The sequence below is a fragment of the Achromobacter sp. ISS7 genome (assembly GCF_056523125.1).
In genome coordinates, this window is record NZ_JAWRZD010000001.1 from 6,203,399 (window position 1) to 6,222,678 (window position 19,280).

The 19,280-nt window shown below is 67.5% G+C and carries 17 protein-coding genes; 6 read left to right on the forward strand and 11 right to left on the reverse strand.

Going from position 1 to position 19,280, the window contains the following annotated elements; genetic code table 11:
- Nucleotides 1-24 precede the first annotated feature (24 nt).
- The gene (locus tag AC1HFW_RS28220) at nucleotides 25-819 is read left to right on the forward strand and encodes an ABC transporter permease (RefSeq protein WP_006390706.1); all 795 of its coding nucleotides are present in this window, start codon (nucleotides 25-27) and stop codon (nucleotides 817-819) included.
- Here the strand turns inward: AC1HFW_RS28220 and AC1HFW_RS28225 are convergent.
- The 4 genes from AC1HFW_RS28225 to AC1HFW_RS28240 are packed head-to-tail and all read right to left on the reverse strand — an operon-like array spanning nucleotide 816 to nucleotide 4,643.
- Nucleotides 816-1,400, reverse strand: a complete 585-nt coding sequence (locus AC1HFW_RS28225; protein ID WP_479285997.1) for a biliverdin-producing heme oxygenase — start codon at nucleotides 1,398-1,400, stop codon at nucleotides 816-818. The two genes, AC1HFW_RS28220 and AC1HFW_RS28225, sit on opposite strands and share 4 nt — an antisense overlap.
- Nucleotides 1,397-2,059: a hypothetical protein gene (locus AC1HFW_RS28230; protein WP_479285999.1), complete on the reverse strand. Its 663-nt coding sequence runs from the start codon at nucleotides 2,057-2,059 to the stop codon at nucleotides 1,397-1,399. Before AC1HFW_RS28230 ends, AC1HFW_RS28225 begins: the two co-directional genes overlap by 4 nt.
- A 9-nt stretch (nucleotides 2,060-2,068) precedes the next feature.
- Nucleotides 2,069-2,434, reverse strand: a complete 366-nt coding sequence (locus AC1HFW_RS28235) for a response regulator (protein ID WP_479286001.1) — start codon at nucleotides 2,432-2,434, stop codon at nucleotides 2,069-2,071.
- A 16-nt stretch (nucleotides 2,435-2,450) separates the two neighbouring features.
- On the reverse strand, nucleotides 2,451-4,643 hold the full coding sequence (locus tag AC1HFW_RS28240) for an ATP-binding protein (RefSeq protein WP_479286003.1): 2,193 nt from the start codon (nucleotides 4,641-4,643) through the stop codon (nucleotides 2,451-2,453).
- Nucleotides 4,644-4,789: 146 nt separating this feature from the next.
- Between AC1HFW_RS28240 and AC1HFW_RS28245 the strand changes: the two genes are divergently transcribed.
- Nucleotides 4,790-5,317 carry a carboxymuconolactone decarboxylase family protein gene (locus tag AC1HFW_RS28245; RefSeq protein ID WP_006390701.1) on the forward strand — a complete coding sequence of 176 codons (528 nt, stop codon included), beginning with the start codon at nucleotides 4,790-4,792 and terminating at the stop codon, nucleotides 5,315-5,317.
- Nucleotides 5,318-5,359: 42 nt separating this feature from the next.
- Here AC1HFW_RS28245 and tal read toward each other — a convergent pair whose 3' ends face one another.
- Nucleotides 5,360-6,313: a transaldolase gene (gene tal, locus AC1HFW_RS28250; RefSeq protein WP_479286005.1), complete on the reverse strand. Its 954-nt coding sequence runs from the start codon at nucleotides 6,311-6,313 to the stop codon at nucleotides 5,360-5,362.
- 221 nt (nucleotides 6,314-6,534) lie between these two features.
- Here tal and carA point away from each other — a divergent pair, with 221 nt between their 5' ends.
- The 4 genes from carA to AC1HFW_RS28270 all read left to right on the forward strand — a co-directional run bounded on the left by carA (nucleotide 6,535) and on the right by AC1HFW_RS28270 (nucleotide 12,751).
- Complete coding sequence (carA, locus tag AC1HFW_RS28255; protein WP_035359346.1) at nucleotides 6,535-7,689, forward strand: glutamine-hydrolyzing carbamoyl-phosphate synthase small subunit; 1,155 nt, start codon at nucleotides 6,535-6,537, stop codon at nucleotides 7,687-7,689.
- A gap of 10 nt (nucleotides 7,690-7,699) precedes the next feature.
- Nucleotides 7,700-10,942: a carbamoyl-phosphate synthase large subunit gene (gene carB / locus AC1HFW_RS28260; RefSeq protein WP_061073680.1), complete on the forward strand. Its 3,243-nt coding sequence runs from the start codon at nucleotides 7,700-7,702 to the stop codon at nucleotides 10,940-10,942.
- A gap of 49 nt (nucleotides 10,943-10,991) precedes the next feature.
- Nucleotides 10,992-11,888: a lipid A hydroxylase LpxO gene (gene lpxO / locus AC1HFW_RS28265; RefSeq protein WP_479286007.1), complete on the forward strand. Its 897-nt coding sequence runs from the start codon at nucleotides 10,992-10,994 to the stop codon at nucleotides 11,886-11,888.
- Nucleotides 11,889-11,977: 89 nt separating this feature from the next.
- Entirely contained in the window at nucleotides 11,978-12,751 is a 774-nt protein-coding gene (locus AC1HFW_RS28270) for an SDR family oxidoreductase (RefSeq protein ID WP_479286009.1), read from the forward strand.
- Nucleotides 12,752-12,755: 4 nt separating this feature from the next.
- Here AC1HFW_RS28270 and AC1HFW_RS28275 read toward each other — a convergent pair whose 3' ends face one another.
- The 6 genes from AC1HFW_RS28275 to AC1HFW_RS28300 form a co-directional block, all read right to left on the reverse strand.
- Nucleotides 12,756-13,400 (reverse strand): histidine phosphatase family protein, encoded by a 645-nt coding sequence (locus AC1HFW_RS28275; protein ID WP_006390695.1) that lies wholly within the window; start codon nucleotides 13,398-13,400, stop codon nucleotides 12,756-12,758.
- Between the two features lie 45 nt (nucleotides 13,401-13,445).
- A complete protein-coding gene (locus AC1HFW_RS28280) occupies nucleotides 13,446-14,354 on the reverse strand; it encodes a LysR family transcriptional regulator (RefSeq protein WP_479286010.1) in 909 nt (302 codons plus the stop codon).
- A 24-nt stretch (nucleotides 14,355-14,378) separates the two neighbouring features.
- The gene (locus tag AC1HFW_RS28285; protein WP_061073683.1) at nucleotides 14,379-15,464 is read right to left on the reverse strand and encodes an ABC transporter ATP-binding protein; all 1,086 of its coding nucleotides are present in this window, start codon (nucleotides 15,462-15,464) and stop codon (nucleotides 14,379-14,381) included.
- A gap of 16 nt (nucleotides 15,465-15,480) precedes the next feature.
- Nucleotides 15,481-17,190 (reverse strand): ABC transporter permease, encoded by a 1,710-nt coding sequence (locus AC1HFW_RS28290; RefSeq protein WP_479286012.1) that lies wholly within the window; start codon nucleotides 17,188-17,190, stop codon nucleotides 15,481-15,483.
- Nucleotides 17,191-17,277: 87 nt separating this feature from the next.
- Nucleotides 17,278-18,603, reverse strand: a complete 1,326-nt coding sequence (locus tag AC1HFW_RS28295) for an ABC transporter substrate-binding protein (protein WP_035359344.1) — start codon at nucleotides 18,601-18,603, stop codon at nucleotides 17,278-17,280.
- 127 nt (nucleotides 18,604-18,730) lie between these two features.
- Nucleotides 18,731-19,162: a FlxA-like family protein gene (locus AC1HFW_RS28300; RefSeq protein ID WP_241068200.1), complete on the reverse strand. Its 432-nt coding sequence runs from the start codon at nucleotides 19,160-19,162 to the stop codon at nucleotides 18,731-18,733.
- Nucleotides 19,163-19,280: the final 118 nt, after the last annotated feature.

Consider the following 19,280-nt stretch of genomic DNA (forward strand, 5'->3'; position numbering starts at 1 on the left):
CTTCCCCACGTACAGGCCCTGACCATGTCCAAGTCGTTCAAACCGGGTTCCGCCAGCCTGCGCTTCTGGCAGTTGCTGCTGCTCGTCGTCATTTTGGGCGTGTGGCACTTCGCCTCGCGCGATTCCAAGGTGGCGTTCTTCTTCGGCGAGCCCCTCAAGGTGTGGGGCCGCATCTGGGCCTGGTTCGTCACCAACGCCGACATCTACACCCACCTGTGGGTCACGCTGACCGAAACCGTGCTGGCCTTCTTCATCGGCACCATCGCCGGGCTGGGTTTCGGCCTGTGGCTGGGGCTGTCGCCGCGCGCCAGCGCGATTCTCGACCCCTACATCAAGGCGGCCAATTCGATGCCGCGCGTGATCCTGGCGCCGATCTTCGGCATGTGGTTCGGGCTGGGCATCTGGTCCAAGGTGGCGCTGGCGGTGACGCTGGTGTTCTTCATCGTCTTCTTCAACGTCTACCAGGGCGTGCGCGAGGTCAGCCCGACGTTGCTCGACAACGCCCGCATGCTGGGCGCGCGCCGGCGCCAGCTGTTGCGCCACGTCTACCTGCCGTCGGCCACCAGCTGGGTGTTCTCCAGCCTGCATACCTCGGTGGGCCTGGCCTTCGTCGGCGCGGTGGTGGGCGAATACCTGGGCTCGGCCAGCGGCGTCGGCTACCTGATCCTGCAGGCCGAGGGCACCTTCGACGTCAACACCGTGTTCGCCGGCATCGTGGTGCTGACCGCATTCGCGCTGGTGCTCGACTACATCGTCGGGATCGGCGAGAAGCGCCTGATGAAGTGGCAGCCCAAGTCGGGCGAGACCGAGAAGATCTAGGCGCAGCCGTCTTGCGGGATCATGGCGCGGTGTGTCCGCAGCCATGCCGTGAGGCTGTCGAACGCATCGCGCGCGCCTCGCAGCGCCTGCGCTTCGTGGCCCCGGGCCGCGCTGTCCAGGTGCAGCAGGAAACCCTTCCACAGCGTGCCCGTGTCCTCGCCATACCCTCGCAGATAAGCAAGCGGCAGGGGCGGCGCGACGTCTTCCAGGCGCTTGGCCAGGAAACGCCCGCCCAGCTGCGATCCCTCGACCACGTAGGCCACGCCCAGCGCGTAGGCGTCGGCGGTCTGTGGCGCGGGCGTATCGGGGCATTCGGGCACGGGGGCGGCGTCGCCCGCGGCGCGCAGGTCGGCGCGGATCAGGGCGCTCTTGCCGGCCCGTGCCGCGGCCTGCAAGCCGGCCGGCCAGTCCAGTTGCCAGAGTCGCCGCTCGACCGGCTCCAGCCATCCCAGCAAGGCGCGCAGATAGGCCAGGTAGCGGGCCGGGCTGATGTCGCCATCGGCCAGTGCCAGTCCCTGGTCCAGGGTTTCGTGGCGTTCGCGGGTGCCGTCGCGCAGCACCTGGTGTACGGGAGAAATCATGCGGAATCCTTGGTGGCCGTGGCGGGCAGGTGCAGCGACCAGCATTGCGGCTGTCGCTCGAGGCGCCAACCCGAGGCCAGCGCCAGGTTCTCGATGTCGCGCGGATCGAACAGCGCCGGCGCGACCGGGGCCTCGGCCGGCGCGGGCAGGCGCGCGTGCCACACGGCGGGATCGGAGGCGTCCAGCTCCAGCTCGGTGTCCTCGGGCAGCCAGGGCAGCAGGCACAGCACCCAGGCCATCACCAGATAGCGCGCGGCGAAGGCCGGCAGGTCGACCGGCGCCGGTTCATCGGGCCAGCGCACGCGGCGCTTGGACCACATCAGTTGCGAGAACAGCAGCTTGCGGCATTCCTTGAGCAGGGTCGCCGCCGGCAGCGAAGCGCCATTGTCGACCAGCCATTGATCGAGTCCGCGCAGGACGTCGACGCTGTCTTCCAGCATCTGTTGCAGGTCGCCGCCCAGGCGCTGGGTGCGCTGCTGCAGGGCGTCGGCGGCGGCGCCCTCGGGCGCCTGCCGCAGCATGGCCGTGGCCAGCGTGGCGTTGGACAGCGGCGCGAGGGCCTCGTGGCGCAGCACCGGAAAGATCTGCGCCAGGACCTGGAAGCGCACGCCTTGCGCGGCCAGCGCCTGGGCGTGCGGGGAGGGATTGGCGACGTGCATGGATCCGCCTCAGTCCGTCTGCCGCAGCACGGACAGCAGTGCGTCGGGATCGGCGGGTTTTTCGATCCAGCCGTCGAACAGGCTGGCGGCGTCTTCGTGGCGCTCGTGGCGCGCCAGGCCGCTCAGGGCGTAGATGCGCGAGGCGGCATGGCGCCGGCGCAGTTGCCGCGCCAGTTCGTAGCCGTCCATGTCGGGCAGCAGGATGTCCACCAGCACCGCCTGCGGGTCGAAGCTGGCGGCCTGCGCCAGCGCGTCCTCGCCGGTGCCGGCGCAGCGCGTTTCCAGCCCGGACATGGCCAGGAATTCGGCCAGCAGTTCCGAGCCCATTTCGTTGTCGTCGACCAGCAGGACGCGTAACGCGCGCGCATCGTTCAAAAGATGTCTCCAGTATTCAGGGTGTTTGCGGCGCGGGCAGGCCGCGCGGCAGGATAACGGTGAAGATGACCAGGCCATCGCGGCAGGCGACGGCGATGTCGCCATCGTGGTCGCGCACCACCTGGTTGGCAATATACAGGCCCAGCCCCAGGCCGGTGCGGTTGCGCGAGTGGCCCAGCGATTCCGGCTTGAAGGGCGAGAACAGGTGCGCCATGACGTCGTCGGGAATCGGCGCGCCGTGGTTGGTCACGGTCAGTTCGATCGTGTCGCCCACGCGCGTGGCGACGACGCGGATCGGCATGCGCGGCGCGCCATGCTGGCGCGCGTTGCTCATCAGGTTGGTGACCACCTGGGCGATGCGGTCGGTGTCGGCCATCAGCGTCAGCCCGGGGTCCACCTCGGGCTCGATGCGCAGGCCCGGGTAGGCCTGGCGCTTTTCCTCGATCAGGCCGGTCAGTAGTTCCGACAGCTGGCATTCGCGCTTCTCGATGCCCAGGCCCATGCCGCCCTGCAACCGCGACAGGTCCAGCACCTGCGAGATCAGGCGCTGCATGCGTCCGCTCGAATAGCGGATGCGTTCGCCCATGCGGGCGCCGGAATCGGTCTTGGACAGCAGCGTGGCCGCCATCGAGATCGACTGCAGCGGATCGCGCAGGTCGTGGCCGAGCATGGCCAGCAACGCGGTGCGGGCGCGGTCGACGTCGGCGGCGCGGCTGGTGGCGATGTGCGAGAGTTCGTCGCGCAGGTTGTCGGCCGCCTCCAGTTCGGCCGGCAGCCATGGCGCGCTGGTGTCGCGCGTGACTTCGCGCCAGGCCTCGAACGAGCCGCGCGGCGTCAGGCGCGGGCCGAGGTTGCCCACGGCGTACTGCTTTTCCGGCTTGCCGCCCCAGACCACGGTCTCGATCTGTTCGCGCCGCAGCCAGATCAGCCAGCCGTTGTTCATCGGATCGAACTTGCAGGCTAGCAGGCCGGCGTAGGGCACCAGGTCGGTCTGCAGGCCGGGGTAGTCGCGCGCGATGTTGTCGCTGTGGACCAGCCGCTGGCCGCTCTGGTCCAGCGCGCACAGGATGCCAGCCAGCTCGCCGCGCGGCGCGATGCCGCCGAACACCGTCACGCTGTTGCCCCACAGGCACAGCGCGGCGTCGCTGGGCAGCAGCGAGGCGGGGGTATCGGGGCCGCCCGACAGGGCCTGGTGCACGTTCTCGGACGCCGACACACGCTCGGCCAGCCGGCTCACCAGCGCGGCGCTGCGGCGCGCCTGTTCGGCGCGTTCGCTGCCCTCGATGTTGGCCAGCGCCGCCGACAGCACCTGCGCCAGCGCTTCGCAGGCCAGGCGGGCGGAATAGGGGATCAGGCGCGGGCAATGGTGATGGCAGGCGATCATGCCCCACAGCCGGCCGCCGATCACCAGCGACAGGCTCATCGAGGCGCGCACCCCCATGTTGGCCATGTATTCGAGATGGATCGGCGACACGCTGCGCAGCACCGAAAAGCTCATGTCCAGCGGCGGGCCGTCCTGGCCCTCCTGGCCCAGCACGCGCACCGGCCGGTACTGGCCGTCGGCGATCTGGCGCAACGTGTTCACGGTGTACAGGCGGCGCGCCTGCGCCGGGATGTCGCCGGCCGGATAGCGCCGTCCGACCCAGTCCTGCAACGCCGGATCGCCGCGCCGTTCGGCCACGATCTCGCCGCTGTCGTCGGGATGGAAGCGGTAGGCCATCACGCGGTCGAAGCCGGTGGCGCGCTGCACTTCCTGCACCGTGCGGTCCAGCAGGCCCGCGATGTCGCGCTGCGAGCGGATGCGTTCGATGCCGCGGTAGATGCGCGCGGGGTCGGCGATGCCGGGATCGTCGCCGCGGCGTTCGAGTTCGATCAGCGTCAGGCCGTCGGCGTTGCGATGGGCGATGACGTCGTAGGTGTGCTCGCCCAGCGCGATGGCGAGCGGGTCGAAGACGGGGTCGGTGCCGGCCAGCCAGGCCGGCAGGATGTGCGCCAGGCCGGGCGGCAGCGCCGCCGGCGCGCAGGGGTAACCCAGTGCCAGCGGCATGCCCAGCACCTGCGGCGCGTTTTCGCTGGCGTAGCGCAGCACGCCCGCGGCGTCGAACGCGAGCAGCGCGCCCAGCGGCTGGATCGCGCCCGGTACATGGATCGGTTCGCTATCGCAGTTGGCGAGGGTGACGGGCGGGTGGGACTGGGTCGGCGCATTCATTCTAGGCTTGTCCTGGAGGTGCGCAATGTGTTGTCATTATGTCAAAGTTCTTGCGAATGTGTGCATTTGCTGCGCCTCGGCTTTTCGATGCTGGGAAGCCCTAGGATCGATGGCGCCAGCCGGCCCTAATCCCCTACGGAGTTTTCATGGCGCGTCTTCCCTACGCCGATCTGTCTCATCCCGAAGCGCGACCCCTGGTCGACCGTATCGTCGCCGAGCGCGGCAGCGTGCTGCACCTGTACCAGATGCTGCTGCACAGCCCGGCGGTGGCGGGCGGCTGGCTCAATTACCTGACGTCCATCCGCCAGCTGTCCACCCTGCCGGGCGATATTCGCGAACTTGTGATCATGCGGGTGGCGGCCATCAACGGCGCGCCCTACGAGGCCGACCAGCACGCGCCGATCGCGCTGAAAGAGGGCCTGTCGCAAGCCCAGCTGGACGCCTTGCCCGAGTGGGAGGCGTCGACCCTGTTCAGCGAGCGCGAGCGCGCGGTGCTGGCCTACACCGACGCCATGACGCGCCAGGTGCAGGTGCCGGAGCCGGTGTTCCAGGCGGCGCGCGCCGCCATGGGGTCGGAAAAGCTGATCGTCGAGCTGACCGCCACCGTCGCCGCCTACAACATGGTGTCGCGCTTCCTGGAAGCGCTGCAGGTGCATTCGCACGACCATCGCTGATGGCGGCGCCCGGCCGTGGCGGCCGGGCGGTGGCGGCGCGGATCAGCCGCGTTGCGCCTCGATCAGCGCGTCCAGCTTGATGGCGTCGGCGACGAAGGCGCGGATGCCTTCGGCCAGCTTGTCGCTGGCCATGGCGTCGTCGTTGAGCTGGGTGCGGAACGCCACTTCGTCCGAGGCGATGCGGGCGATGTCGCCGCCCGCCGCGTCGGCGCGCAGTTGCGCCGGGGCGTCGCCCTCGGTCTGCGACAGCTGGGTCAGCAGCTCGGGGCTGATGGTCAGCAGGTCGCAGCCCGACAGCGCCAGGATCTGGCCGACGTTGCGAAAGCTCGCGCCCATGATCTCGGTGGCGATGCCGAAACGCTTGTAGTACTGGTAGATGCGGGTCACCGACTGCACGCCGGGATCGCGCGAGCCGGCGTGGTCGGCGTCGACCCAATTGGCGCCGGCGGCCTTCTTGTGCCAGTCGTAGATGCGGCCGACGAACGGCGAAATCAATTGCACCTGGGCGTCGGCGCAGGCCACCGCCTGCGGCAAGGAGAACAGCAGCGTCAGGTTGCAGCGCACGCCCTCGGCCTGCAGCGCGCGGGCGGCCTGGATGCCTTCCCAGGTCGAGGCGATCTTGATCAGCACGCGTTCGCGCGGCACGCCGGCGGCTTCATACAGGGCGATCAGGGCGCGGGCGCGCTCGATGGTGGCGCGGGTGTCGAACGACAGGCGCGCGTCGACCTCGGTCGAGACCCGGCCCGGCACGATGTCCAGGATGGCGCGGCCGAAGGCCACCAGCAGGCGGTCCATCAGTTCGGCGGTGGGGGCGCCGCGGTGGTCGCGGGCGGTCTTTTCGAGCAGGGGACGGTAGGCGTCCTGCTGGACGGCCTTGAGAATGAGGGACGGATTGGTGGTGGCGTCGGTGGGACGCAGCGCCTTCATCGCTTCGAAATCGCCCGTGTCGGCGACAACGGTGGTGTGATTGCGCAGGGCGTCAAGTTGGCTGGACATGGGCAATACGGCTCGCAACATCAGGGTTGAAGGTGCTTTAGCGTATCACCGACCCGTCCGCGGCGCAGTCACCGTCGATCGCGCGGGGCAGGCGGCGGCGAGCCTTGCGCCGATGCTGAAATCTTCGATGCCAGCCTTATTTGGCGCGGCTTTCCGGGGAAAACGGCCACTCAAGGTATAATTCCAAGGTTTGATTATCGATTCTAAAACCGGGGTTTACTGTGCTGCCGCAACTCTTTCCCGAGGGGATCAACCGCTTCCCTCCTGCAATTCTGGCTCTGGCGGACGGTACCATTTTTCGAGGCGTGTCGATCGGTGCGCCTGGGCATACCGTTGCCGAAGTGGTGTTCAACACCGCGATGACCGGGTACCAGGAAATTCTCACCGATCCGAGCTATAGCGGCCAGATCGTCACGCTGACCTATCCGCATATCGGCAACACCGGCGTCAACGCCGAGGACGTCGAAGCCAATCGTGTCTACGCCGCCGGCCTGGTGGTGCGCGACTGTCCCGCCCGCGTGTCGAACTTCCGTTCCACGCAATCGCTGCCCGAGTACCTGTCCGAGCAGGGCATCGTTGCCATTTCCGGCATCGACACCCGCAAGCTGACCCGCATCCTGCGTGAAAAGGGCGCCCAGGGCGCCTGCATCTTCGTCGGCTCGGATGCCGACCGCGCCGTCGAACTGGCCCGCGGCTTCGCCGGCATGGCCGGTCAGGACCTGGCCAAGGTCGTCTCGATCAAGGACAGCACCACCTGGACCCAAGGCACCTGGCAACTGGGCGAAGGCTACACCCAGCCCGACCAGTCCAGGTTCCACGTCGTCGCCTACGACTTCGGCATCAAGTCCAACATCCTGCGCCTGCTGGCCGATCGCGGCTGCCGCCTGACGCTGGTGCCGGCCGAGACCAGCGCCGAGGAAGTCCTCAAGCTCAATCCCGACGGCGTGTTCCTGTCCAACGGCCCCGGCGACCCCGAGCCCTGCGACTACGCCATCGACGCCACCCGCGTGTTCCTGGACAAGAAGCTGCCGGTGTTCGGCATCTGCCTGGGCCACCAGATCATGGGCCTGGCCGTTGGGGGCAAGACGCTCAAGATGAAGACCGGCCACCACGGCGCCAACCACCCGGTGCAGGACCTGGCGTCCAAGCGCGTCTTCATCACCAGCCAGAACCACGGTTTCGCGGTCGATGCGGCCAGCCTGCCGGCCAACGCGCGCGTCACGCACGTCTCGCTGTTCGACGGCACGCTGCAGGGCTTCGAGCTCACCGACCGTCCGGCCTTCTGCTTCCAGGGCCACCCCGAAGCCAGCCCCGGTCCGCACGACATCCTGGAGCTGTTCGACAAGTTCATCAGCCTGATGTCCGGCCAAAAGTAAAGATTGCATCATGCCCAAGCGTACAGACCTAAAAAGCATTCTCATCATCGGCGCCGGCCCCATCATCATCGGGCAGGCGTGCGAATTCGACTATTCCGGCGCGCAAGCGTGCAAGGCGCTCAAGGCCGAGGGTTACCGCACCATCCTGGTGAACAGCAACCCCGCCACGATCATGACGGACCCGGAAACGGCCGACGTCACCTACATCGAGCCCATCACCTGGCAAGCCGTCGAAAAGATCATCGAGCGTGAAAAGCCCGATGCGCTGCTGCCCACCATGGGCGGCCAGACCGCGCTGAACTGCGCGCTCGACCTGGCCCACCACGGCGTGCTGAAGAAGCACAACGTCGAACTGATCGGCGCCAACGAGCACGCCATCGAAAAGGCCGAAGACCGCCAGAAGTTCAAGCAGGCCATGACCGACATCGGCCTGGAGTCGGCCAAGTCGGGCGTCGCCCACAGCATGGACGAAGCCTGGGAAGTGCAGCGCCGCATCGCCGCGGAAGTCGGCACCTCGGGCTTCCCCGCCGTGATCCGCCCCAGCTTCACCATGGGCGGTTCGGGCGGCGGCATCGCCTACAACGCCGAAGAATTCGAAACCATCTGCCGCCGCGGCCTGGAAGCCTCGCCCACCAGCGAGCTGCTGATCGAAGAGTCGCTGCTGGGCTGGAAGGAATTCGAGATGGAAGTGGTCCGCGACAAGGCGGACAACTGCATCATCGTCTGCTCCATCGAGAACCTGGACCCCATGGGCGTGCACACCGGTGACTCCATCACCGTGGCGCCGGCCCAGACGCTGACCGACAAGGAATACCAGATCATGCGTAATGCATCGATCGCGGTGTTGCGCGAGATCGGCGTGGACACGGGCGGCTCGAACGTGCAGTTCGCGGTCAACCCCGAGAATGGCCGCATGATCGTCATCGAGATGAACCCGCGCGTGTCGCGTTCGTCGGCGCTGGCGTCCAAGGCCACCGGCTTTCCCATCGCCAAGGTCGCCGCGCGCCTGGCCGTGGGCTACACGCTGGACGAGCTCAAGAACGAAATCACCGGCGGCGCCACGCCCGCCTCGTTCGAACCGTCGATCGACTACGTGGTCACCAAGGTGCCGCGTTTCGCCTTCGAGAAATTCCCCACCGCCGACGCGCGCCTGACCACCCAGATGAAGTCCGTGGGTGAAGTCATGGCCATCGGCCGCACCTTCCAGGAATCGTTCCAGAAGGCGCTGCGCGGCCTGGAAGTCGGCGTCGACGGCCTGAACCAGAAGACCACCGACCGCGAAAAGCTGCAGGTCGAGCTGGGCGAACCCGGTCCGGAACGCATCTGGTACGTGGGCGACGCCTTCGCGCAAGGCTTCACGCTGGACGAAGTGCACAACATCACGCACATCGACCCGTGGTTCCTGTCGCAGATCAAGGAAATCGTCGACATCGAGCTGGCGCTCGAACAGAAGACGCTGTCCGACCTGGACTACGCCACCCTGTGGGAACTGAAGCGCCGCGGTTTCTCCGACCGCCGCCTGGCGTTCCTGCTGGACACCGTGGAATCCGAAGTGCGCAAGCTGCGTCACCAGTTGAACGTGCGCCCGGTCTACAAGCGCGTCGACACCTGCGCCGCCGAGTTCGCCACCCGCACGGCCTACATGTACTCGACCTACGAGGAAGAGTGCGAAGCCGCGCCCACCGATCGCAAGAAGATCGTGGTGCTGGGCGGTGGCCCGAATCGCATCGGCCAGGGCATCGAGTTCGACTACTGCTGCGTGCATGCCGCGCTGGCACTGCGTGACGACGGCTACGAGACCATCATGGTCAACTGCAACCCGGAAACCGTCTCCACCGACTACGACACGTCCGATCGCCTGTACTTCGAGCCGCTGACGCTCGAAGACGTGCTGGAAATCGTCCACAAGGAAAACCCGGTCGGCATGATCGTCCAGTACGGCGGCCAGACCCCGCTGAAACTGGCGCGCGCGCTGGAAGCCAACGGCGTGCCGATCATCGGCACCAGCCCGGAATCCATCGACATCGCCGAAGACCGCGAGCGCTTCCAGAAGCTGCTGAACAAGCTCGGCCTGCGCCAGCCGCCCAACCGCACGGCCCGCACCGAAGCCGAGGCCCTGGCCCACGCCACCGAGATCGGCTACCCGCTGGTGGTGCGTCCCAGCTACGTGCTGGGCGGCCGCGCGATGGAAATCGTGCACGAGCAGCAGGACCTCGAGCGCTACATGCGCGAGGCCGTGAAGGTCAGCAATGACTCGCCCGTGTTGCTGGACCGCTTCCTGAACAACGCCACCGAAGTCGACGTGGACTGCCTGGCCGATGGCGAAACCGTCTTCATCGGCGGCGTCATGGAACACATCGAGCAGGCCGGCGTGCACTCGGGCGACTCCGCCTGCAGCCTGCCGCCTTACTCGCTGTCGGCCGACGTCATCGCCGAGATCAAGCGCCAGACCGGCATGATGGCCAAGGCCCTGAACGTCAGCGGCCTGATGAACGTGCAGTTCGCCATCCAGGGCGGCGACGTCTACGTGCTGGAAGTGAACCCGCGCGCCTCGCGCACGGTGCCCTACGTGTCCAAGGCCACCGGCCTGCAACTGGCCAAGATCGCCGCGCGCGCCATGGCCGGCCAGACGCTGGCGGCCCAGGGCATCACCAAGGAAGTCGTGCCGCCTTACTTCTCGGTCAAGGAAGCCGTGTTCCCGTTCGTGAAGTTCCCGGGCGTGGACACCATCCTCGGCCCGGAAATGAAGTCGACCGGCGAAGTCATGGGCGTGGGCACCAGCTTCGGCGAAGCCTTCGTCAAGTCGCAGCTGGCCGCCGGCGTGCGCCTGCCGGAATCCGGCACGGTGTTCATCAGCGTGAAAAACCAGGACAAGCCCCGCGCCGTGGAAGTGGCGCGCGGCCTGCACGCCCTGGGCTTCAAGCTGGTGGCCACGCGTGGCACGGCCGCCGAGATCGAAGCGGCCGGCATTCCGGTGCAGCGCGTCAACAAGGTCACCGAAGGCCGTCCGCACATCGTCGACATGGTCAAGAACGGTGAGATCTCGCTGGTCATCAACACCGTCGAAGAGCGTCGCAACGCCATCGTCGATTCGCGCACCATCCGTACGCAGTCGCTGGCGGCCCGCGTGACGTTCTTCACCACCATCGCCGGCGCTCGCGCGGCCGTCGAGGGCATGCAATATCTGCGTCAAGGCCTCGGCCTGCAGGTGTATCCGCTGCAGGAACTTCACGCGTCTTTGTCGGACAAATAACGCTTGGGCGCGCAGAGGGCGCGCCTTCAAGTGACTTTAGGACAAAAGAATGAAGTGGTTCATTCTGGCGTTATTCATCGTATGCGCCACGGTAGTTCACTACCGTGGCCGCGTCCGACACAAGTTCTCGCGGCAGGCGTTGGATCATTCCACGTTCACGGCGCCGCTGAACTGCTTCATGTACGCGTTCTCCAGCGTGCCCAACAAGCCCTATCTCGATCTGGACCAGTTCCCGGAGCTGAAGGTCTTGCTGGACCGCTGCGAGGAAATCCGCGCCGAGGCCGTCAACCTGTACGGGGACGGCCACATCAAGGCCTCGGACAAGTACAACGATGCCGGTTTCAACTCGTTCTTCAAGACGGGCTGGAAGCGCTTCTACCTGAAGTGGTACGACGCCGACCATCCCTCGGCCGAGGCCCTCTGTCCGGTCACGACCCAGCTGCTGGCGGGCATCCCGACCATCAAGGCCGCGATGTTCGCCTCGCTGCCGCCGGGCAGCCGCCTGCCGCGCCACCGGGATCCGTACGCCGGTTCGCTGCGTTTCCACATGGGCCTGATCACGCCGAACAGCCCCGACTGCTACATCAACGTCGATGGCCAGGAATACTACTGGCGCGACGGCGAGGCGGTGGTGTTCGACGAGACCTTCATCCATTACGCCGAAAACAAGACCGACCAGAACCGGATCATCCTGTTCGCGGACGTCGAGCGTCCCATGCGTTACCGCTGGGCCCGGGCGTTCAACCGCGTGGTCGGCGGCTTCCTGTTGCGCGCGGCGGCCGCGCCCAACCAGGAAGGCGACGCCACCGGCGGCATCAACCGCATCTTCGGCGCGGTGTATGCCGTGCGCCGCTTCGGCAAGGCGCTCAAGAAGAAGAGCAAGCCGCTGTACTACCTGTCCAAATGGGCGCTGGTGGCGGCGATCTTCGCGCTGATCTTCCTGTAAGACTCGCGCCGGCGTTCCTGTAGCATAGCGGGCGGAGCCTCTCATCCGGGAGGCTCCGCCTTTTTTCATCCGACGCGGGGCGAGCCTCCATGGACAGAGTATTCATCACCGGCGCCAGCAGCGGCCTGGGCCGCGCCCTGGCGCAGCGCTACGCCGCCAGCGGCGCCACGCTCGGCCTGCTGGGCCGGCGCGAAGACGCGCTGCGGGAACTGGCCGCCAGCCTGCCCGGCGAGCATCGCTGCTACGCCGTCGACGTGTGCGACCGCCAGGCGCTGCACGCGGCCGCGCAGGACTTCATTGCATTCTGCCAGGGGCGGGTGGACGTGGTCATCGCCAGCGCCGGCATCAGCGCCGGCACGCTGACCGGGCATCACGAGGATTACGAGGTCTTCAAGGCCATCGTCGATACCAACCTGCTGGCGACCGTGGCGACCTTCGAGCCTTTCGTCGAGCCGATGCGCGCGGCCGGCGGCGGCCGGCTGGTGGGCATCGCCAGCGTTGCGGGCGTGCGCGGCCTGCCGGGCGCGGGCGCCTACAGCGCCTCCAAATCGGCGGTGGTGACCTACTGCGAAAGCCTGCGGCTGGAACTGGCGGACGACGGCATCCGCGTCGTCACCATCGCGCCGGGCTATATCAGGACCGCGATGACGGCGCACAACCCGTACAAGATGCCGTTCCTGATGGACGCCGACAAGTTCGCGCAGCGCGCCCATGCGGCCATCGGGCGCGGCACGTCGTACACGGTGATCCCGTGGCAGATGGGCGTGGTGGCGAAACTGATGCGCCTGCTGCCCAACGCGGTCTACGACCGGTTGGCGCGCAACGCGCCGCGCAAGCCGCGCAAGGCGGACAAGGGCGGCTGAGCCCTCACGGCACGACGTCGTCGCCCACTTCCGTGGCCACGTGGCCCACGTCGCCCCAATCCAGCACTTCCCACTGGCGGCCGCGCACGCCGACGCGGTTGATGCTGACGTTCAGCAGCGCCGCGTCGCGCGGCGCGTTCAGCGGCACGCCGCTGGCGTGGCGCCAGATGATGTCCAGCACGCCGCCGTGGGTGAACATCAGGATGCGTTCGCCGTCGTGGCGGCTGGCCACGTCGTCGACCGTTGAAATCACGCGCGACTGGAACTGGCCCAGCGTCTCGCCGCCATCGAGCGCGCGCAGCGGATCGCGGCTGCGCCAGGCGGCCGCGGCTTCCGGCGCCAGCACGTCGATGCGCTCCAGGTCCAGCCCTTCCAGCACGCCGAAGCCGCGCTCGCGGATGCCGGGTTCGACCCGCACGCGCAGGTCCAGTTGTTCCGACACCGGCGTGGCGGTGGCGTGGGCGCGTTGCAGGTCGCTGCTGTAGATCGCATCGAACGGCGTGCCGCGGGCGTCTTCGCGCAGGCGCGAGGCCAGCAGGCCGGCCTGGTTGCGGCCGAATTCGTTCAGGGGGATGTCTTGCCAGCCTTGCAGTCGGCGCTGGCGGTTCCAGTCGGTTTCGCCGTGGCGGATGAACCAGATTTCAGTCATTACGATGTCGATACGGTGGGGAAGGGCGCGCGTGGCGGGTCCGGCTCAGAGCGGCTCGGGCGCGACGGGCGCGCGCGGCTTCCAGATGGCTTGAATGATCGAGCTTAACGCGACCAGCGCGGGCTCGCTAGCGCGTTCATAGGGCAGGATGAATCCCAGCATGGCGTCGGCCCGCGCCTGGCCCCACACCATGAAGTCGCCCGAGGCCGCGCCGGCCAGCGCGGTTTCCTCGCGCAGCAGCGCGCAACCGGCGCCCGCCCGCACCAGCGCCTCCAGGTTGGCCTGGTCGTCGTTCTGCATGGCGATGCGCGGCGACAGCCCGTGGCGCTCGAACATGTCGCGAAGCAGCAGGTGGGTGTGGCTGCCGGCCGGTCCGTCCAGCCACGGCAATTGAGCCACCTCGCGCCAGCCGCCGCGCTTGAGCACCGTGGCGTGTTCGGTCGGCAACGCGATGCGGTAGCGCACGCTGCGCAGCGGCAGCCACAGCACGCCGCGCGGCGGATGCGCGGCGATGGTCAGCGCCGCCGGCAACCGGCCGGTGCTGACCTGCTCGGCCAGCACCACGGTGGGCTGGATCTGCGTCTTCAATTCGATCAGCGGCAGCCGCTGCGTGATGGCCGCGGCCAGCTCGCCCAGCCGCAGGAAGTCGGGTTTTTCGCTGGGCAGGCCCAGCTCCACCACGCCCTGCAGGCTGCCCTGCAGCTGCTGCGCCTCGGACTTGAATTGCGCGCCCAGCACCAGCAGCGATTCGGCGGTGGGCAACAGCATCTCGCCGGCCTTGGCCAGCGCCAGCCGTCCGCCGCTGCGGTCGAACAGGGCCACCCCCAGGCTCTGTTCGAGCGCCTTGATCTGCGCGGTGACAGCGGGCTGGGTCAGCGACAGCGCTTCGGCGGCCCGCGTCAGGTTGCCCAGGCGGGCGACCGTGACGAAGGCGCGGATCTGATAGATTTTCATGCCGCCTTTGTAGGGGAAGCGGGCTCAGGCGGCAAGCAGCCGCACCTGGGTCGGCTCCAGCCCGATCGACACCGGCGCGCCCACCGGGAAGGGCGACAGCCCCGCCAGGTGCGACTGGTCGGCCGTCAGGCGCTGTTCGCCGATCTGCACCTGGTAGCGGGTGAATTCGCCCAGGAACTCGCTGCTTTCCACCACGCCCGGCAGCCACACGTAGCGCGCGTCGCCCAGCCCGTCGGCCATCTCGATCTGCACCGTGTGCGGCCGGAAACTGGCCGCCAGGCGCTGCGCCGCCGGGGCTTCGGCGGCCAACGGCAGGTGCAGGTCGCCCACGCCTTCCACCGCCAGCACCACGCTGCCGCTGGTGCGCTCGCGCACCTCGCCCTCCAGCACGTTCATGGTGCCGACGAAATTGGCCACGAAGCGGTTCACCGGGTAATCGAACAGCGTGCTGGGCGCGCCGATCTGCTGCACCACGCCGTGGTCCAGCACCGCCATGCGATCGGCGGTGGTCATGGCCTCTTCCTGGTCGTGGGTGACGAAGATGGTGGTGATGCCGAGCCGCCGCTGCAGGCTCAGCAGGTCCTGGCGCATCTGCACGCGCAGCTTCTTGTCCAGGTTGGACAGCGGCTCGTCCAGCAGCAGCACCTGCGGCTCGATCACGATGGTGCGCGCCAGCGCCACGCGCTGCTGCTGGCCGCCGGACAGCTGGTTGGGGCGGCGGCGGGCGTATTGCGACAGTCCCACCAGTTCCAGCGCGGCCTCGACCTTGGCGCGGATCTGCTCGCGCGGCAGCTTGCGTTCGACCAGCCCGAACGCGACGTTGTCCCACACCGTCATGTGCGGCCACAGCGCGTAGTTCTGGAACACCATGCCGATGTTGCGGTTCCACGGCGGGATGGCGCTGATGTCCTTGCCGTCCACCAGCAACTGCCCGGCGTCCTGCCGGTTGAAGCCCGCGATCAGGCGCAGCAGGGTGGACTTGCCCGAGCCGGACGGCCCCAGCAGGGCGAAGAACTCACCCGGTTCGATGCTGATGTTGACGTCCTTGAGCACTTCCGTCTTGCCGTACGACAGCCGGATGTTGCGGCATTCAACGCTGACTTTCTTCATGTCGATTCCCCTTGGTTCAGGCCGTCTCGTCGTGGCGCGCCGGCCGCTGGCGCGACTGGGCCCGCTCGACCAGCAAGTGCGAGACATACGTGCCGATGGCGACCGCGGCCACCGCCAGCACGCCCAACGCGGCGCCCGGGCCGCGGCCCGCCGCGCTCTGCATGTACAGATAGATGCCATAGCTCATCGGCGCCTGGCTGTCCTTGGTGACCAGCATGATGGTGGCCGACAGCTCCACGGCCGCGGTCACGAAGCTGGTCACGAAGCCGGCCAGCATGCCGCCGGCCATCAGCGGCACCACCACGCGCCGGATGGTGCGCATCCGCGTCGCGCCCAGCGATTGCGCCGCTTCCTCGAGCGATACGTTGATCTGCTGCAACGCGGCCACGCACGAACGCAGCGCGTAGGGCAGCCGCCGCACCGAGTACGCGATCATGATGATGATCCACGACGAGGTCAGCAGCGTGCCGGTGCCCGGGATCTCCACGCCGCGGAAGGTGCGCAGCAGCCCGATCGCCAGCACGATGCCCGGGATCGCCAGCGCCGCCGAGGCCAGGAAGTCCAGCCACTGGCGCGCCGGCAGTCGGGTGCGCAGCATCAGGTAGGCGATGGCGGTGCCCAGGATCACGTCCACGCCCGCCGCCAGGCCGCAGTAGAGCAGTGTGTTGGCGATCATGCCCTGCGACTCGCTGAACACCGCGCTGTAGTGCGCCAGCGTATACCCGTCGGGCAGCGGCGCGAAGCTCCAGACGCTCGCCAGCGACAGCAGCAGCACGCCTATGTGCGGCGACAGCACCAGCAGCAGAACCAGGGCGATCCAGCCATACGCCAGCACGCTTTCGGCGGGGCGCAGCTTGCGCTTCTGGATCGAGTTGCCGCCTTTCTGCAGCGTGGAATAGTCGCGTCCCTTGAGCACCCGCGCCGACAGCCATAGCGCCAGGATCGAGAAGGCGATCATGATGACGCTGATGACGTAGCCCAGCGGATCCTCCAGCCCCACCTGCGTGATGCGCAGATAGGCCTGCGGCGCCAGCATGTTGGTGGTGCCCAGCACCAGCGGCGTGCCGAGGTCGTCGAACACCTTGACGAACACCAGCGAGGTGCCGGCCACGTAGCCCGGCAGCGCCAGCGGGAAGATCACCCGGCGGAACAGCCGGAAGCCGCGCGCGCCCAGGTTGAAGGCGGCTTCTTCCATGGCGCCGTCGATATTGCGCAAGGCCACCACCAGGTTCATCAGGATGAACGGGAAGTAGTGCAGCGCCTCGACGAAGATGACGCCGTTCAGCCCTTCCATGAATGGAATGGTGAAGCCGAACCAGTCGTTCAGCAGCAGGTTGACGCTGCCCGAGCGGCCGAAGATCAGCTGCATCGCCACCGCGCCGACGAAGGGCGGCATGATGAGCGGCAGCACGCCCAGCGTCTGGATGATGAGCGCGCCGCGAAAGTCGAAGCGCACCGTGAAGTACGCCAGCGGCACCGCGATCAGCGAGGCCAGCAGCGCCGACCAGCCCGCCACGTAGAGGCTGTTGAAGAACGCCTCCAGCATCAGCGGCTGGTTGAAGAACGCGCCGAAGTGGCCGATGGTGAAGCCGCCGTCGGCGTTGACGAAGGCGCTGTAGAACACCGTGCCCACCGGCACGGCCAGGAACAGCGCCAGGAAACCCAGCACCAGGAGCGCGGCCAGCACGGGGCCGGCGGGCAGGCGTGAATGGCCCGGAAGATTCATCGAGATTCCCGTAATGGTTCAAGACAGGCCGCCCGCGGCGGGGCGGCGGCCGGACGGGGCGAGCCCCCCGTCCGGCGCGAGCCGGGCCTACAGCGCCGCGGCTTCCCGCGCCAGCTTCACGGCCTGCTCATAATTGCTCTTGGCCGTGCCGTTCCATTCGCCTTCCAGCTTGGTGATCTGCTGGTTGACCGCGGCGTCCTTCTTGTTGCCGCTGAAGATCTTCAGGAACTCGGGGTCGGCGGCCTGCTTGCCGTCGACCAGCGGCGCCCAGGCCAGCTTGCGGGCCTGCGCCAGCAGTTCGGCCGGCTTGCCGCTCTTGCCCTTGTCGCCGAGCTTGGCCTCGGCGTCGTAGATCGCCTTGGTTGCCGCCTGCAATTCCTTCAGGCGGAACGTGACGGTCTGGTCGTACAGCGACTGCACCACGTAGTAGCGCGTCTGCGACAGGTCGGCGTTGAACTGCACCTTGCTGCGACGCGCGATCTCGGCCGGGTCGGGATAGCCCTGCGGCACCTTGCCGGCCAGCGCCGAATACGGCAGCACCGGCAGGCGCGAGATCTTCGGCTCCAGCAGCAGCTCCTGGCCCGCCTGGCTGAGCGTGAAGGCGATGAACTTCTTGCCTTCCTCGGTATTCTTGGCGCCGTCGATCAGCGCGATGTTGGCCGGCACGATGGCGGTCTCGGAGGGATAGACGAACTCCACCGGGAACTTCGAATACTTGCTCGACAGGCCGAAGAAGTCGATCACCGGCCCCGCGCCGAACTGGCCGTTGTTGACGCCGTCCGGCACGCCGAACGAGCGCTCGGTCACGGCGCTGCTGTTGCCCGACATGCGCAGCAGCGTGTTCCAGCCGTCGTCCCAGCCTTCGCCCTGCAGGATGGTCTCGACCGTCAGGTGCATGGTCCCCGAGCGCGACGGCGAGGTGATGCCGACGTGGCCGAACCAGTGCGGCGCCAGCAGGTCCTTCCATTCGACCGGCGCGGGAATCTTGTGCGCCGCGATGTAGCGCGTGTTGTAGACGATGCCGTAGCCGGCCAGCGCCTGGCCCAGGTACATGCCGCCCGGGTCGTTGATGGGGTAGTTGCCGATCTTGTCCGGCACGTCCTTGTTGGCCACATCCGACGACTTGGCCAGCAGCTTGTCGCGGCCCAGCACCTCGAAGGCGTCCGGCGCGCTGGCCCAGAACACTTCCGGACGCTGGCCGGCCGGCGTCTCGCGCACGTAGGCGATGCCGGACACGGTGTTCTTGTTGAGGATTTCCAGCGTGATGCCGGGGTTGGCCTTCTCGAACGCGGTCTTGTAGGCCTGGGTCAAATCTTTGGGGAACGACGTGATCACCGTGACGGTGCCCGCCAGGGCGGGGGCGGCGCAGGCGGCCAGCAGCGCCCCTGCAAGGGCTGTGCGCATTGCATGCATGGTTTGTCTCCGTGGTTTTTCGATTTGTCCGGAGACCTTAGCGGCTGCATGCGCCGCCAGTCCAATCACAAATTTTGATGCGCGCCATCAGCCCGGCGGGCATTCGGGAGAACCCGCGGGAAGGAAGCTAGGCCGTGGCCGAGACGCCGCCGTTGGCCTTGGCCATCGCCTTGACCTTCTCGGTCATCACCTTCTGGATCTGGCCCATGATCTGCTGCGCCTGTCCGTTCAACGCCTGCAGCTGGGTGGCTTTCTGTTCCGCCGACGCATTGCTGTCGCGCACGCGTGCGATCTGCTCCATGACGCGCTTGAGCTGGCGTTGCAGCTCCTTGATCACCTGGGTGTAATAGTCGTCGTTTTCGGACGATTCGGTTTCCTCGGCCTGGCCCACCTTCTTGGCGCCGGCGCTGTTGACGCGGATCTTGCCGTCGGGCGTGACCGTGACGCCTGGATCGCCGGCCTTGGCGTCCTTGGCCTCCTTGTTGGCCTGGATCTTCTGTGCCCACAGGTCGGCCATGCTGCCGATGCGCGAGGTCCCGCTGATGGAATCGATGGCCATGAAGGTCTCCGGGGGAGAGGATTGACTGGGGTTTCCACTAATACGGCATTCCGGCGGGGAACTTAAGTTGCCGCCCGTTCCCGGCCCCCTTTACACTGGCGCCCGCTCACACCAATCA